The 15046-nt window shown below is 75.5% G+C and carries 13 protein-coding genes and 1 pseudogene; 6 read left to right on the forward strand and 8 right to left on the reverse strand.

The window, feature by feature from the left end:
- The first annotated feature begins 74 nt into the window (after positions 1 to 74).
- From moaC to Q3W71_RS28340, 4 genes are read left to right on the forward strand one after another with little or no spacing between them, the layout of a single operon-like run.
- Positions 75 to 566, forward strand: coding sequence for a cyclic pyranopterin monophosphate synthase MoaC (moaC, locus tag Q3W71_RS28325; protein ID WP_302922515.1), 492 nt, complete (start codon positions 75 to 77; stop codon positions 564 to 566).
- Positions 563 to 1033: a molybdenum cofactor biosynthesis protein B gene (locus Q3W71_RS28330; RefSeq protein WP_302922516.1), complete on the forward strand. Its 471-nt coding sequence runs from the start codon at positions 563 to 565 to the stop codon at positions 1031 to 1033. The genes moaC and Q3W71_RS28330 overlap by 4 nt, the downstream gene beginning before the upstream one ends.
- Before the next feature lie 38 nt (positions 1034 to 1071).
- Positions 1072 to 2331 carry a molybdopterin molybdotransferase MoeA gene (locus Q3W71_RS28335; RefSeq protein WP_302922517.1) on the forward strand — a complete coding sequence of 420 codons (1260 nt, stop codon included), beginning with the start codon at positions 1072 to 1074 and terminating at the stop codon, positions 2329 to 2331.
- The gene (locus tag Q3W71_RS28340) at positions 2328 to 2756 is read left to right on the forward strand and encodes a molybdenum cofactor biosynthesis protein MoaE (RefSeq protein ID WP_302922518.1); all 429 of its coding nucleotides are present in this window, start codon (positions 2328 to 2330) and stop codon (positions 2754 to 2756) included. Before Q3W71_RS28335 ends, Q3W71_RS28340 begins: the two co-directional genes overlap by 4 nt.
- A 40-nt stretch (positions 2757 to 2796) precedes the next feature.
- Here Q3W71_RS28340 and Q3W71_RS28345 read toward each other — a convergent pair whose 3' ends face one another.
- Positions 2797 to 4242: a glycosyltransferase 87 family protein gene (locus Q3W71_RS28345; protein WP_302922519.1), complete on the reverse strand. Its 1446-nt coding sequence runs from the start codon at positions 4240 to 4242 to the stop codon at positions 2797 to 2799.
- A gap of 215 nt (positions 4243 to 4457) precedes the next feature.
- The gene (locus tag Q3W71_RS28350) at positions 4458 to 5003 is read right to left on the reverse strand and encodes a DoxX family protein (RefSeq protein ID WP_167180325.1); all 546 of its coding nucleotides are present in this window, start codon (positions 5001 to 5003) and stop codon (positions 4458 to 4460) included.
- Between the two features lie 133 nt (positions 5004 to 5136).
- Here Q3W71_RS28350 and Q3W71_RS28355 point away from each other — a divergent pair, with 133 nt between their 5' ends.
- Complete coding sequence (locus tag Q3W71_RS28355; protein WP_302922520.1) at positions 5137 to 5682, forward strand: GNAT family N-acetyltransferase; 546 nt, start codon at positions 5137 to 5139, stop codon at positions 5680 to 5682.
- Between the two features lie 48 nt (positions 5683 to 5730).
- On the opposite strand, the gene Q3W71_RS28360 is transcribed toward Q3W71_RS28355, so the two are convergent.
- The 3 genes and pseudogenes from Q3W71_RS28360 to Q3W71_RS28370 all read right to left on the reverse strand — a co-directional run.
- The gene (locus Q3W71_RS28360; protein ID WP_302922521.1) at positions 5731 to 6972 is read right to left on the reverse strand and encodes an ATP-binding protein; all 1242 of its coding nucleotides are present in this window, start codon (positions 6970 to 6972) and stop codon (positions 5731 to 5733) included.
- Positions 6973 to 7127: 155 nt separating this feature from the next.
- Entirely contained in the window at positions 7128 to 7544 is a 417-nt protein-coding gene (locus Q3W71_RS31040) for a hypothetical protein (RefSeq protein WP_368051297.1), read from the reverse strand.
- 662 nt (positions 7545 to 8206) lie between these two features.
- Positions 8207 to 8665: pseudogene (locus Q3W71_RS28370) on the reverse strand (flagellar basal body protein FliL); the annotation flags it as partial.
- 482 nt (positions 8666 to 9147) lie between these two features.
- Here Q3W71_RS28370 and Q3W71_RS28375 point away from each other — a divergent pair.
- A complete protein-coding gene (locus tag Q3W71_RS28375) occupies positions 9148 to 10176 on the forward strand; it encodes an EamA family transporter (RefSeq protein ID WP_302922523.1) in 1029 nt (342 codons plus the stop codon).
- A gap of 79 nt (positions 10177 to 10255) precedes the next feature.
- Here Q3W71_RS28375 and Q3W71_RS28380 read toward each other — a convergent pair whose 3' ends face one another.
- The 3 genes from Q3W71_RS28380 to Q3W71_RS28390 all read right to left on the reverse strand — a co-directional run bounded on the left by Q3W71_RS28380 (position 10256) and on the right by Q3W71_RS28390 (position 15046).
- Complete coding sequence (locus Q3W71_RS28380; protein WP_302922524.1) at positions 10256 to 13450, reverse strand: UvrD-helicase domain-containing protein; 3195 nt, start codon at positions 13448 to 13450, stop codon at positions 10256 to 10258.
- Positions 13451 to 13511: 61 nt separating this feature from the next.
- On the reverse strand, positions 13512 to 14756 hold the full coding sequence (locus tag Q3W71_RS28385; RefSeq protein WP_302922525.1) for a metallophosphoesterase: 1245 nt from the start codon (positions 14754 to 14756) through the stop codon (positions 13512 to 13514).
- Between the two features lie 11 nt (positions 14757 to 14767).
- Entirely contained in the window at positions 14768 to 15046 is a 279-nt protein-coding gene (locus tag Q3W71_RS28390) for a MoaD/ThiS family protein (protein ID WP_302922526.1), read from the reverse strand.

A 15046-nucleotide genomic window follows, 5' to 3' on the forward strand; every position in this document is an offset into this window, starting at 1 on the left:
GAACCCTGAATGCCGGCAGTCGGGCGACCGCGGCACCGGCCCGTGCCGCGCGGCCGGGGGATAGGCTCGCCCCCGTGACCGAACCCGCGCAGCTCACCCACGTCGATTCGGCCGGCGCGGCCCGCATGGTCGACGTCTCCGCCAAGCCGGTCTCCGGCCGGGAGGCCGTCGCCGCCGGCCGGCTGCGGACCACCGCCGAGGTGATCGACCTGCTGCGCCGCGACGGCCTGCCCAAGGGCGACGCGCTCGCCGTCGCGCGGCTGGCCGGCATCATGGGCGCGAAGCGCACCCCCGACCTGATCCCGCTCTGCCACCCGATCGCCCTGCACGGGGTGACGGTCGACCTGACCCTCACCGACGACACCGTGGAGATCACCGCGACCGTCCGCACCGCCGACCGGACCGGCGTGGAGATGGAGGCGCTGACCGCGGTGGCCGTCGCCGGGCTGGCCCTGGTCGACATGGTCAAGGCGGTCGACCCGGCGGCCAGCGTGGACGCGGTGCGGGTGCTGCGCAAGACCGGCGGCAAGACCGGTGAGTGGATGCGCCCGGAGGGCCGGCCGTGATCCGCGCCCGGGTGATCGTGGCGTCCAACCGGGCCGCCGCCGGGGTGTACGCCGACACCAGCGGGCCGCTGCTCGTCGCCGGCCTGCGCGAGCTGGGTTGCGAGGTGGCCGAGCCGGTGGTGGTGCCCGACGGCGACCCGGTCGGCGCGGCGCTGCGCACGGCGGTGGCCGACGGGATGGACGTGGTGGTCACCAGCGGCGGGACGGGCATCAACCCGTCGGACCGGACTCCGGACCTGACCCGGGCGCTGCTCGACTACGAGATCCCCGGCATCGCGGAGGCGATCCGGGCGCACAGCCGCGACAAGGTGCCCAGCGCGGCGCTCTCCCGAGGGCTGGCCGGCGTCGCGGGTCGCACGCTGGTGGTCAACCTGCCCGGCTCCACCGGCGGCGCCCGCGACGGACTCGCCGTACTGGGCCCGATCCTGCGCCACGCCGTCGACCAGCTCCGCGGCGGCGACCACTGACCCGCCCCCCGAGCGGGTCGCCCGGATAGGCTCGGCCGGTGAGCACCGACACCGCATCCGCCGCCGGCCGGGTCGCCGCGCCGCCGCCGGCCGGCTGGGAGGAGGCCCGCGACCGGGCGTACGCGGTCGGGCTGGCCGCCGCGCTGCCCGCCGAGCGCCGGCCGCTCGCCGAGACCGACGGGTACACCCTCGCCGAACCGCTGGCCACCCGGACCGACCTGCCCGCCTTCCCCACCTCCAGCGTGGACGGCTGGGCGGTGCGCGGCGAGGGCCCGTGGCGGGTGGTCGGGCGGGTGCTGGCCGGCGGCACGCCGGCCCCGTTGACCGAGGACGGGACCACCGTCGAGATCGCCACCGGCGCGATGGTGCCCGACGGCGCCACCGCCGTGCTGCGGGTCGAGGAGTCCAGCCGTACCGCCGACGACCTGGTCAGCGGCGTGCCGCGACCGACGCCGGAGTGGCGGGCGCCCGGCGAGGAGGCGTACGCCGGTGAGGAACTGCTGCCCGCCGGCACCCCGGTCGACCCGGCGCTGATCGGCCTGGCCGCCTCCTGTGGCCAGGACGCCCTCCTGGTGCGGCGGCAGCCGCGGGCCGCCCTGCTGGTCTTCGGCGACGAGCTGCTCACCGAGGGCCCGCCGGCCGCCGGCCGGGTCCGCGACGCCCTGGGCCCGGCGGTGCCGGCCTGGCTGCGTCGCTACGGCTGCCAGGTGCGCCCGGCCGACGTGGTGGGCCCGGTGGCCGACACCCTGCCCGCGCACGTGGCGGCGGTACGCGCCGCGCTGGCCGAGGCGGACCTGGTCTGCACCACCGGCGGCACCATGCACGGCCCGGTCGACCACCTGCACCCCACGCTGACCGCGCTCGGCGCGGACTACGTGGTGAACACCGTGGCGGTCCGGCCCGGCTTCCCGATGCTGCTGGCCCGGCTGGTCGGCGACGACGGCCGGGTGCGCTTCGTCGCCGGGCTGCCGGGCAACCCGCAGTCCGCCGTCATCGCCCTGGTGTCCCTGGTCGTCCCGCTGCTCGCCGGCCTGGCCGGCCGCCCGCTGCCGGTGCTGCCGCACGCCACCCTCGCCGAGCCGGTGCCCGGCCGCGGGGATCACACCCATCTGGCGCTGGTCCGGCTGGACCGGGTCGCGGGCACCGCCCACCCGGTCCGGCACGTCGGTTCGGCGATGCTGCGCGGCCTGGCCGGGGCGGACGGCTTCGCGGTGATCCGCCCGGGCACCTCCGGTGAACCGGGCGACCGGGTGCCGGTGCTGCCGCTGCCCCTGCTGCCCGGGGAGCGTGCCTGGTGACCGCCCCGACGACGACCTACGGCGAGGTGACCGACCAGCCGCTGGACCTCGCCGCGCACGAGGCGGCGGTCGCCGACGTGCGGGCCGGCGCGGTGGTCTCGTTCCAGGGCGTGGTCCGCGACCACGACCACGGCCGTGCGGTGACCAGCCTGGAGTACGAGGGCCACCCGAGCGCCGAGCGGGTGCTGCGCGAGGTGGCCGCCGAGATCGCCGCCGACCCCGAGGTGTACGCGGTCGCCGTGTCCCACCGGGTCGGCCCGCTCGCCATCGGCGACGTGGCCCTGGTCGCCGCGGTCAGCACCGCGCACCGGGCGGCGGCGTTCGCGGCCTGCGCCCGGCTGGTGGACGAGGTCAAGGCGCGGCTGCCGATCTGGAAGCGGCAGGTCTTCGCCGACGGCACCGAGGAGTGGGTCAACTGCCCCTGACCGGTTCCCCGGGTCCCCCGGTCGGGGGCGGGTTCCCCGGTCAGCGGCGGGCGTTGAGCGCGGCCTGCCGGCCGAGCCGGTCGGCGTAGAAGACCGGCTCGGCGCCGGGCCGCCAGGGCAGCGCGGCCACCAGCACGATCAGCGCCAGCGCCAGCGAGTTCTCCATCAGGGCGCCGAACAGGCCGTCCTGGTAGTGCGATACCTCGGGCAGCTGGTGCTCGTACGGCCAGATCGGCGAGACCAGGAAGAGCAGGTAGAGCCCGGCCGCCGCCACCCCGTGCCGCATCCCGGTCAGCGTCGGGTACCAGATCGGTGGGCGCAGCCCGTTCACCCCCGGCGGCCCCCCGTACGACGACGCCTGCGCCGCCCGCTGGTTGAGGCCGCGGCTGGCCTCGCGGCGGCGGACCGCGGCGTCGGCCAGCACGATGATCGCCGGGATGACCCAGACCAGGTGGTGCGTCCAGGAGATCGGGCTGATCACGTTGGCGGTGAGCCCGACCAGGGTGAACGCGGTCAGCTCGTCGCCGTCGGCGTGCGCGTTGGCGGCCCGGGACAGGCCCAGCGCCAGCATCAGCACGGCGAAGGCGAGCCAGAGCAGGCCCGGCGTCTCGATCGAGTCGTAGAGGCGGGCGAGCAGGCCGGCCAGCGACTGGTTCGGCGTCATGTCCGCCGCGCCCACCCGCTCGGTCTGCCACAGCACGCTGCCCCAGTAGGCGCGCGACTCGGTGCCGACGATGGCGAAGGTGCCGACGGTCACGCCGATGGCGGTGCCGATGGCGGTGGCCGCCGCCCGCCACTGTCGGGTGATCATCAGGTAGCCGATGAAGAGCGCGGGGGTCAGCTTGACAGCGGTGGCCAGGCCGATGCCGGCGCCGGCCCACGCGCCGCTGTAGACGAACCGCAGCAGCGCCCCGTCACCCTCGGCGACGTGGGTGCCCCGGCGCGACCGCCAGCGCAGGCCGATCAGGTCGGCCATGACCAGGGCGAAGAGCAGCACGTTGACCTGGCCGTAGCCGAGGGTCTCGCGGACCGGCTCGATCGCCGCCGCGAGCGGCACCGCGATGGCGACGGTGTACCAGAGCGGCCAGCCCAGCCGGTCGACGATCGGGCGCAGCAGCCCGGCCAGCACCACGGCCAGCGCGGCGAGGCTGCCCAGCGCGTTGACCAGCCCGGCCCCCGCGACCGGCAGGTGCGCCATCGGCAGCATGACCAGCCCGGCGAAGGGCGGGTAGGTGAAACCCAGGGTGGTGCCGGGTGCGATGAACTCGTACAGCTCATGACCGCTCGCCCACCACACCACCGCGCCGTGGTAGATCTTCATGTCGAAGAAGTTGTACGGCCGCCCGAATGCGCCGATGGCGAGCCATGCGGCGTAGGCGACGGCGGCCACGACGCCGGTCCGTACGACTGTCCTACGATCGATCCCACGCGTTACGCGACGGACTGGGGCGAGGCGGTCCACCCGTCTTCCGACGGTCGCCGGCATGGCGTGGCCACCCCCGTACCAAGGTCGTCCTACCCGTCCAGGTCCAGTACGGAGCCTAGAACGGCGCCTCACGTTACTGCCTCCCGCGTTATGCGACCGTGTCCGATCCCACACATGTTTTTGATATTTCCACCGCGTTAACGCCTACCTGGCGGTTCAGGTGATTCGCGGCGTTGGGAGGGGTGAGACTGGTAAGGGGAGGGTATCGACGCAGGTCAGCCGGGGAGTCGCCGGGCCGTCGAGGCGGACCGTACGGCGATCCGGGCCTCCCGACGGGCGGTCCGGACGGCGCGCTGCACCGAACGTCGAGAGTGGCCGATGCGATGGCCGGTGCGCCAGCGCAGGCCGGGCTTCCCCTCGGTGTCGGCAGCGGCCAGCAGCAGCCCGCCGAACAGGCCCAGGTTCTTCAGGAAGTGGATCTGGTTGTTGTTCCGCGCCGCCGGGTCGTCGTTGTTCCAGAAGGGATGCCCGGCGATGGTCACCGGGACCAGGGTGCCGGCGAGGACCAGCGCCGCCGGCCGGGCGAACTTCCCGGTGGCCAGCATCAGGCCGGCGCCGACCTGGACCGCCGAGTTGACCCGGATCAGCGTCGTGGTGTCGGTGGGGATGCGGGGGTTGGCCCGCTCCAGCAGCGGTGTCACCCGGTCCGTCACCGGCTTGGCGGCCGTGACCAGCCGCTCCGGGTTCGCGAAGTTACGGGCCCCGCTGACCACGAAGATGCCGCTCAACATGGCTCGGGCGAGGGAGCGTACGGGTTTCATGGATCAGTCATACCCCGTCGCGGGCACGGCTACCCCGACAACCGCCGATCCGATCGGCCGACGTGGACGTCGCGCCACGCCGATTCGAGCGACCGTCGCTGATGGACCGGCCCCGGCGGGTAACGTCCCCCGGGTGACCACGCTGCGGCTCCGTCCCGAGGATCCGGCCGACATCGGCCCGATCCACCGGGTGCTGGCGGCCGCCTTCGCGCGTCCCGACGTGGCCACCCCGCCCGAGGTGGAGTTGGTCGACGAGCTGCGCGACAGCGACGCCTGGGTGCCCGAGCTGGCCATGGTGGCCGAGTACGGCGGTGAGGTGGTCGGCTACGCGCTGCTGACCCGGGTGCGGGTGCGCTCCGACGAGCACACCGCGCCGGCGCTGGCCCTCGGGCCGGTGGCGGTCGCCCCGCACCGGCAGCGGATCGGGCTCGGCACGGCGGTGGTGCAGGCGGCCCTCGACGCGGCCACCGAGCTGGGCGAGCGGCTGGTGGTGGTGCTCGGCGCCCCCGCCTACTACCGGCGGTTCGGCTTCGTCCGGGGCGACCGGATGGGCCTGACCAGCCCGTGGTCCGGGCTCGGTGAGCCGTGGCAGGCGCTGGTGCTGCCGCCGTCCACCAGCGGTGACGGCCCGCCGCCCACCGGCGAGGTGCTCTTCCCGGCGGCCTGGTCGCGGGTCTGACCCGCCCGGCCCGGCGCCGGTCGACCCGCCGGGCCCACCGCCCGCGGCTCAGGCCGGCTGGGTGCGCAGGTACCGGCCGAAGTGCGGGACGGTGAAGGCCACGGTGCCCCGCTCGCCGGAGTAGATCAGCCCCTTCTTGATCAGCGCGTCCCGCGCCGGGGAGAGGCTGGCCGGCTTGCGCCCCAGCGCCCGGGCGATCTCGGCGGTCGGCACCGCGGCGTCCATGTCGTCCCGGCCGCCTCCGTCCGTCTCGCCCTCGACCAGCGAGAGGGTGGCCATCGCGCGCATGTACTCGCGCTCCGCCGGGGTGGCCCGCTCGAACCGGGAACCGAAGAAGCCGACCGCCAGCTCCGCCTCCGCCTCCGGCGCGGCCACCCGGACGTCCGCGGCGGTGATCGGCGAGCGCGGGGCGTGGTCCCAGGTGGCCTTCCCGTACGCCTGGACGAAGTACGGGTAGCCGCCGGACTTCTCGTAGAGCAGGTCGAGCGCCTTCTGCTCGTACTCCACCTCCTCGCGCTCGGCCGGCGCGCAGAGTGCCTGGTCGGCGGCGATCCGGTCGAGCCGGTCGATGCGCTGGTACCGGAAGAGCCGCTCGGAGTACGACTTGGCGGCGCTGAGCACGGCCGGCAGGTGCGGCAGCCCGGCGCCGACCACGATCAGCGGCGCGCCCAGCTGGGACAGCTCGTGGCAGGCGGCGCAGAGCGCGGAGACGTCCTCGGGCCCGAGGTCCTGCATCTCGTCGATGAAGATGGCGATGCCGGTGCCGACGTCGCTGGCCACCCCGGCGGCGTCGGTGAGCAGCTCGACCAGGTCGATCTCGATGTCGCCGGAGTCGGCCCGGCCGCTGGCGGCGGGCACGTCGATGCCGGGTTGCCAGCGGTCCCGCAGCTTCGGCGCGGCGCCGCCCCGGCCGGTCGGCGCGGAGCGCTGGGCGAACGCCTTGAGCACGCCGAGGAAGGCGTCGATCCGGTCCGGCGCGCGGTGTCGCGGGGCCAGTTCGCGGACCGCCATGTGCAGGGCAGCGGCGATCGGGCGGCGCAGCGACTGGTCCGGCCGGGCCTCGATCTTGCCGCTGCCCCAGAGCCGGTTGATCGCCTGCGAGCGCAGGGTGTTGAGCAGCACGGTCTTGCCGACGCCGCGCAGGCCGGTGAGCATCAGGCTGCGTTCGGGGCGGCCGCGCGCGATCCGCTCCAGCACGATGTCGAAGACGTCCAGCTCGCGTCCCCGCCCGGCGAGCTCGGGCGGACGCTGGCCGGCGCCCGGGGCGTACGGGTTGCGGACCGGATCCACGCATCGCACAGTATCGGGCCGTCTAGCTGGGAGGCTAGACATCCGTAGATGGGGCTACCGCGTGTCGCGCCGGTCGACCGGCCGGCCGGAGCCGCGTCGAGACAAAACTAGGGCTGTCTAGCGTCCACGCTAGACAGCCCTAGTTTCCGCGATGACTACCGCTTCCGGAGGCAGAGCACGTAGTCGAAGATGTCGACCGAGTTGTCGTGCACGTAGTGCGCGGTCGACCGGGGCGCCCGCGTCTTGCACTGGTCGGCGTCAGTGGTCGCCGGCAGCCGCAGCAGCACCTCGTACGTGTTCGGGCCGCACGGCACCTTGCGCAGCTCGGCGTCGTCGTCGGTGCCGTCGTTGACCACGCAGTCGCCCTTGGCGTAGTCGTCGTCGTCCTTGGTCGGGCTCGGTTCCGCGCTGCTCTCGTCCGGGCTCGGCTCGGCGGTCGGGTCGGCCGACGCGCTCGCCGACACCGTCGGCGTCGGGCTCGGGTCGTCGTCCTCGCCGGCCTGCCACACCGCCCAGCCGGCCAGGCCGAGGCAGGGACAGAGGACCAGCACCACGACCAGGCCGATGATCAGGGCGATCTTCCCGCCGCCACCCCGCTTCGCCGGCGGGGCGGGCGGCGTACCGAACTGACCGGGAGCCGGCGGGGGCGCGCCCCACTGCCCGGCGGCCGGCTGGGCCGGCTGCGGCCCGGCCGGCGGGAACGGCCCGGGCGGCGGCGGGTAGCCGGCCCCGGACGTGGGCGGCGGGTAACCGGCACCCGAGGTGGGCGGCGGGTAGCCCGCGCCGGGTGGTTGCGCCGGCCCGGGAGCCGGCGGCGGGTAGCCGGCGGGCGGCTGCGGCGGCTCGGCCGGCTGCGGTGCGCCGGCCGGCGGCTGGGCCCACATCGGCGTGGTGGGCGGCTCGGCGCCGCCGGAGACGGGCTGGCCCCACTGCGGTTGGGTGGGCGGTTCCTGGGCCGCGGGTGGCTGGCTCCACTGGGGCTGGGTGGGCGGTTCCTGGGCCGCGGGTGGCTGGCTCCACTGGGGCTGGGTGGGCGGTTCCTGGGCCGCCGGCGGCTGGCCCCACTGGGGCAGGGTGGGCTGGTCCTGTCCGCCGCCCGGTGGCTGGCCCCACTGGGGCAGCGTCGGGTCGACGGGCGGCGGGCCCTCCGGCCCGGCCGGCGGCCGCTGCGACGGGTCCTCCGGCTGGCCGGGTGGTCCGTAGGTGGTCATCTCTCCCCCAGGGGTGCGGTGGGTCAGCGCTGCTTCAGGCAGAGCACGAAGTCGAGGGTGTCCAGCTCGCTGTCGAAGAAGTACCAGTTGGTGTAGCCGGCGACCTTGGCGCACTTGGCCTCGGCGTCCCGCTCGCCGCTGGTCGCGCCGTCGAAGCGGCGCAGCACCTCGTACGTCTTCGGACCGCAGTCGCTGATCAGCAGCTTGGGCTTGCCACCGGGCGCCCCCTCGTTGCGGACGCACTGGCCGGCCTTGACGAACCGGGGATCGGCGGACGCCTCCGGGGCCGGCGCGCTGGGCGCCGGGCCCGCGGCGGACGGCTCCGCGCCGTCGGTGGTGGCCGGGGCGGACGCCCCGGTGGCGGCCGCCGGCGGCGGGTCGTCGTCGTCCTGGCCGAGCAGGTAGAGCACCGCGGCGCCACCACCGAGCACGAGGACCAGCACGGCCGCCAGCACCGCTAGCAACGGGCCACGGGAGCGTGGGCGCCCCGGGGGCGGGGCCGGCTCCCCGGCGTACGGGGCGGTCGGCGCGCCGACGTCCGGGTAGCCGGCGTACGGCTGCTCCGCCGGCCGGTACGGGCCCTGCCCCGGCGCGCCGTACCCCGGCTCCGGTCGGTACGCCGGTTCCGGGGCGTAGCGGGGATCGGCGGGGTGACCGGGCTCGGTGGACCGGTACGGCCCCGACCCGTACCCGGGGTCGTAGGACGGCTCGGTGGGGCGGTAGGGGTCGCCGCCGTACTGCCCCGGCGCCGGCCGGCGCTGCTGGTAGGGGCCCTCGGGCCCGTCCCACCCGCCCCGGCGGTCCGGCTCGTACGACTCGTCGGGCCCCCGCCCGCGCCACGGCTCCGGGGAACCGCCGCCCGGTGGTCCGTAGTTCGCCATGCCGCCCTCCTGGAACCAACTGGTGAGAGGCCGGCCACCAACGAGGGACGCCGACGCCCAGGCCACCGTAGCGTGGACCACCAATGAGCTCATCTCCGCCAAGTGCGTCCCCGTCCGCCGGCCCGGTCACCCGGCCGGGTCCCGGCGTCGCCGCCGGTGACCGCGCCGGCGCCGCGCCCGCCCTGATCTGGACGGCGCTGCTGCTGGTCTACGTGCTGTGGGGCTCCACCTATCTCGGCATCCGGATCGCCGTGGAGTCCATGCCGCCGCTCGCCTCGGCGGCCGCCCGGTTCGCGGTGGCCGGCCTGGTGCTCGCCGTCGTGCTGCGGCTGCGCCGCGGACCGGGGGCGTTGCGGGTGGACCGGCGCCAGCTCGCCTCCGCCGCGGTGGTCGGCGTGCTCCTGCTCGCCGGCGGCAACGGGCTGGTCGTGCTGGCCGAGTCCGGGCCGCCGGGGGTGGCGTTGCCGTCCGGCATCGCCGCGCTGCTGGTCGCCACCGTGCCGCTGCTGGTGGTGCTGCTCCGCTCGGCCACCGGTGACCGCCCCCGGCTCTGGACGCTGGCCGGGGTGAGCCTGGGCTTCGTCGGGTTGGTGCTGCTGGTGCTGCCCAGCGGTGGGGCGGACGCGGTACCGCTCGCCGGCGCGCTGACAGTGGTGGCCGGGGCGGCCTCCTGGTCGGTCGGCTCGTTCCTGTCCGGCCGGATCCGGATGCCCGCCGACCCGTTCGTCGCCACCGTCTACGAGATGTTCGCCGGGGCGGCGGTGCTCGCCGTCCTCGCCGTGGGCCGGGGCGAGCTGCGCGGCTTCGACCCGGGCGCGGTGACCACCCGGTCCTGGCTGGCCCTCGGCTACCTGATGGTGGCCGGCTCGCTGGTCGCCTTCACCGCGTACGTCTGGCTGCTGCACCACGCGCCGATCTCGCTGGTCTCCACGTACGCCTACGTGAACCCGGCGGTCGCGGTGGCGCTCGGCGCGCTGCTCGCCGCGGAGCCGATCACCGCGCAGGTGCTGCTCGGCGGCGCGGTCATCGTGGCCGGTGTGGCCCTGGTGGTGAGCACCGAACGCCCGCGCCGGCCGGCTGAGCCGGCGACCCCGGATCCGGCGCGCCGGTAACCGCCCGGCGCGCCGGTAACCGCCCGGCGCGCCCGCTCGGGAGCACCCGGTAGCGCGGCCGACGGCCCGGCGGCACGGATCAGATCAGCCGGAGCTGGCGGTCCTTCGGGCGGCGCGGCTCGGTCTCGCCGAAGCGTTCGAACAGGCCCGGGTCGATGGCGTCGAGGAACGGCGACGGGCGGCACTCGCGTTCCGAGCCGTGCCGGCTGCGGCGTGCGGCGTGGCTGACGTAGAGCCGGTCCTGGGCGCGGGTGAGGCCGACGAAGAAGAGGCGCCGCTCCTCGGCCACCGCGTCGTCGTCGGGCGCGGCGCCGGGCCAGCGCAGCGGCAGCAGCCCGTCCTCGCACCCGACCAGGAAGACCACCGGGAACTCCAGCCCCTTGGCCGCGTGCAGGGTGAGCAGGGTGACCGCCTCGGCCCGCGGGTCGAGCGCGTCCACCTCGGCGCCGGTGGCCAGCTGGGACAGGAACATCGGCAGGTCGTCCCCGCAGCGCCGGGCGAGCGGGGTGAGCAGGTCGACCGCCGACCGGACGTCCTCCGGGCGGACCGCGCCCGCGCCGTCCAGCGTCGGCACGGCGAAGCGCTCGGCGAGCACCTGGCCGGCCAGCCGGACCCGGGCCGCCAGCGAGCCGTCCAGCCCGCCGGCGTGCCGCAGCTCGCGGGCGATGGCGGCCACCCCGGGGCGGTCCCGCAGCCGGTCGTGCGAGCGCTTCTGCACCGGGATGTTGGCCCGGGCCAGGGCGTCCACGATCGGCGCGGCCTGCGCGTCGGTGCGGTAGAGCACCGCGATGTCGGAGAAGGAGAGCGACGTCGAGCGGCCGTCGATCCGGCCGGAGTCCAGCGACCGGTGGGAGAGCCCGCCGACCAGTTCGTCGACGGTGCGGACCACGAAGTCGGCCTCGTCGGCGACGGATGCCGCCGGGTAGCGGCCGACCAGTGGGGCCTCCGGGTCGAGCCGGGCCGGGTCCAGCCGGCGGCCGCGCACCAGCGACGACGGCGCGATGGCCTGCACCGCGGCGGCCAGGATCGGCGCCGACGAGCGGTAGTTGCGGTTCAGGCGCACCAGCCGGGCGTCGGTGAAGTCCCGGGAGAAGCGCAGGAAGTAGCCGACGTCGGCGCCGCGGAACGAGTAGATCGCCTGGTCCGGGTCGCCGATCGCGCAGAGGTTGCCGTCGGCCGGGCTGAGCAGCCGCAGCAGCTCGTACTGCACCGCGTCGACGTCCTGGTACTCGTCGACGAAGATCCACCGCCAGCGGTCCCGGTAGCGCTCCACCAGCGCCCGGTCCTCGCGCAGCAGCGCGACCGGCAGGGTGAGCAGTTCGTCCAGGTCGACCAGGCCCTGCTTGCGCAGCAGCGCGGTGTACCCGCCCTGGTCGTCGCCGGCCTCGGCGCGGGCCGCCGCCCGGTCGGCGTCGTCGGCGATCCGGAAGTCGACCGGTAGTCCGGCCGCCTCGGCGTGCTCCCGCAGGATGGTCAGCCCGAGGGAGTGGAAGGTGCCGACGGTGACGTCCTCGGCGACCGGGCCGAGCAGCCCGTCGAGGCGGTGCCGCAGCTCCTCGGCGGCCCGCCGGGTGAAGGTGATCGCCAGGCAGTGCTCCGGGAAGACGTTCAGCTCCGCGCAGAGGTACGCGATCCGGTGGGTCAGCGTCCGGGTCTTGCCGGTGCCCGGGCCGGCGACGATGAGCAGCGGCCCGCCCGGCGCGGAGGCGGCCACCCGCTGCATCGCGTCGAGCCGGTCCAGCAGGCCGGTGCCGACCTCCTCCATGCCGGCGAGCATCGGCTCGAACGGCTCGTGCGGGGAGGGCGGCGGGGCGATCGGTGGCGGCGGGGGTGGGCTGGCCTTCCGCTTCGGCTCGGCCTTGGCCGCCGCCGGGCGCTTGGCCCGGGGTCGGGCCGCCGGCTCCGCGGGCCTGCGCTGCGCCGGCACGGGTACGTCGAACAGCGTCTCCGCCTGCGTCCCCGGCACCGGCCCGCCCAGTTCTGCTGGGTCGAAGAGGGTGATCACGCCGTACTCGCCGTCGTAGCCGGGGACCCGGCGTACCTCGCCCCGGCGCAGCCGGCCGATCCCCTCGGCGAGCAGCTCACCGCCGACCCGCCCGATCTCGTCCAGCGGGGTGCGGGTGAGGATCTCCAGCTCCGGGCCGAGCGCGGCGAGCAGGTCGTTGAGCTTCCCCTCGACCTTCTTGGACCGGGCGCCCACCTTGTTGATCTCGCCGAGGATCTCGGCGAGCGGCACCAGGTGGGTCACCTCGCGGGCGTGCTCGGGGCGGTGCCCGGCCGGCCGGTCGGCCAGCTCCTCGACCCGGCTGAGCACGCCGACGGTGAGCGGCTTGCCGCACTCGGGGCAGCGGCCGCCGGCGGCGCGGGTCTGCTCGGGGGACCAGTTCACCCCGCAGAGCCGGTGCCCGTCGGCGTGGTACTTCCCCTCCTCGGGGAAGAACTCGATGGTGCCGGCGAGCCCGTCGCCGGTGCGCAGCGCGTCCCGGACGGCGAAGTAGTCGCGGGCGGTGGCGAACACGGTCGCCTCCCGGGCCAGCGCCGGCGGCGAGTGGGCGTCCGAGTTGGACACCAGCCGGTACGCGTCCAGGCTGCCGACCCGCCAGTTCATCTCCGGGTCGGAGGAGAGCCCGGTCTCCACCGCGAAGATGTGCTCGGCCAGGTCGGCGTAGCAGTCGGCGATCGCGTCGAAGCCGGACTTCGAGCCCAGCGCGGAGAACCAGGGCGTCCAGATGTGCGCGGGCACCAGGTAGCCGTCGGGGCTGGCCTCCAGGGTGATCTCCAGCAGGTCGCGGGAGTCCAGGCCGAGGATCGGCCGGCCGTCGGAGCCGAGGTTGCCGATCCGGCCGAGCGCGGTGTTGAACCGCGCCACCGCGTCCAGGTCGGGCAGGTAGATCAGGTGGTGCACCTTGCGGGTGCGGTCGTCCCGCTTGTAGATCGTGGAGATCTCCACGCTGAGCGTGAACCGCACCGGGTCGGCCTCGGCCGCGCTGGCCAGCCGGGGTGGCAGCCGCCGGGCGATGTCCCGCTCCGCCTCCGGGCTGAGCCGGTAGAGGCCGGGCTCCGCCGGGTGCAGTGTCTCGCGCAGGTGGTCGTACCACGCGGGGTGGGTGAAGTCGCCGGTGCCGAGCAGGCCGATGCCCTTACGCCGGGCCCACCAGCCGAGGTTCGGCAGGGTGAGGTCACGGCTGCACGCGCGCGAGTACTTCGAGTGGATGTGCAGGTCCGCGACGAATGGCGGGAGGCCACCGGGGGGTGCGGCGCTGAACGGAGGCACGCCGCATCCTGCCACGACCCGGCGCGCCCCCGCGCGTCGCCACGCTCGGGCGTGAGGTGCGCTATGCCGAGCGCAGCTCGACGAGGGTGATCTGCGGCTCGGCGCCGACCCGGACCGGCGGGCCCCAGAAGCCGGCGCCGTTGGTGACGTACACCTTGGTGCCGTCGACCTCGCCGAGGCCGGAGACCACCGGCTGCTGGAGCTTGACCAGCAGGTTGAACGGGACGATCTGGCCGCCGTGGGTGTGCCCGGACAGTTGCAGGTCGACGCCGAACTTCGCCGCCTCCACCGCGGCGACCGGCTGGTGGGCGAGGAGGACCACCGGGCGGGACGGGTCCCGGTCGCCGAGTGCCGCGGTGTAGTCGGCCGGCGCGGCCAGCCCCGTGCCGGCGGCGGTGACGTCGTTGACCCCGGCCAGGTCGAGTACGCCGCCGCGGGCCTGGATCTCCCGCCGCTCGTTCTGCAGCACCCGCAGCCCCAGCCGGTCCAGCTCGCGCACCCACTCCTCGACGCCGGAGTAGTACTCGTGGTTGCCGGTGACGAAGAAGCTGCCGTGCCGGGACCGCAGGTCCCGCAGCGGCGCGGCGGCCTCGCCCAGCTCGGCCACCGAGCCGTCGACCAGGTCGCCGACGACCGCCACCAGGTCGGCGTCCAGGCGGTTGATGGCGGCCACGATCCGCTCGGTGTGCGCCCGGCCGCGCAGCGGCCCGAGGTGGATGTCGGAGACGGTGGCGATGCGCAGGCCGTCCATGCTCCGGGGCAGCTTGGCCAGCGGGATCTGCACCCGGTCCAGCTGCGGTGGGCCGAGCGCGGTGCGGATGCCGTACCCGGTGAGACCGGTGGCGGTGAGCCCGGCGAAGATCGCCGCCCCCCGGGCCAGCAGCAGCCGCCGGGACGGGTCGTGGTCGGGCTGGCCGACGGCGCCGGCGGCCGGCGGATCGGCCGGACCGGCCGCGCCGACCAGCGCCGGCTCGGGCGCGGCGGCGGTCGGCTCGGCCGCGACCACCCGGCGGCGCAGCACCAGCTTGGTCACCAGCATCGGCACTTCCAGTGCGACGAGCAGGACCAGCAGGTAGAACATGATCGCGAGCCAGAGGTAGCCGGGCCATGCCAGCCAGTACAGCCCGGCCTGGGTGCCGACCATGGTGGCCGGCACCAGCAGCGCCAGCACGAGCGCGGTGATCCCGCCGGCCCGCCGCCAGCGCCCCGGCAGCGTCGTGTCCCGGACCAGCCGCTTCCACAGGTAGAGGTGGATCAGGCCGGTGACCAGCGCCAGGGTCCCCACGAAACCCAGCACTGCGAGCATGTGCGCCTCCCTCAGCCGCCCGCGAAGGGGGGCAGTACGTCGATCGTGGCCCCGGCCGGCAACGGGGCCTGACGATCGTGGCAGGTCACCCCGTCCACCAGGAAACTCGCCACCCGCAGCACGGCGGCGAGCCGGTCACCGTGCCGCTCGGTCAGCTCGGTGACGAGGTCGTCGAGGGTGCGCCCGGCCGGCACGGTCTCCTCGGTGCGGCCGGCGGCGGCGCGCGCTCCGGCGAAGTAGCGCACGGTCAGCGGGGGCAGCCCGGCGGTGGGCCGGGTCGGATCGGTCAC

Source organism: Micromonospora sp. C28SCA-DRY-2 (assembly GCF_030519475.1).
GTDB lineage: Bacteria > Actinomycetota > Actinomycetes > Mycobacteriales > Micromonosporaceae > Micromonospora.

Coding starts and splice junctions, on each gene's coding strand:
- Q3W71_RS28345 (WP_302922519.1), bottom strand. CDS start 4,242: ATGCCGGCGACCGTCGGAAGACGGGTGGACCGCCTCGCCCCAGTCCGT.
- Q3W71_RS28350 (WP_167180325.1), bottom strand. CDS start 5,003: ATGAAACCCGTACGCTCCCTCGCCCGAGCCATGTTGAGCGGCATCTTC.
- Q3W71_RS28375 (WP_302922523.1), top strand. CDS start 9,148: ATGAGCTCATCTCCGCCAAGTGCGTCCCCGTCCGCCGGCCCGGTCACC.
- Q3W71_RS28385 (WP_302922525.1), bottom strand. CDS start 14,756: ATGCTCGCAGTGCTGGGTTTCGTGGGGACCCTGGCGCTGGTCACCGGC.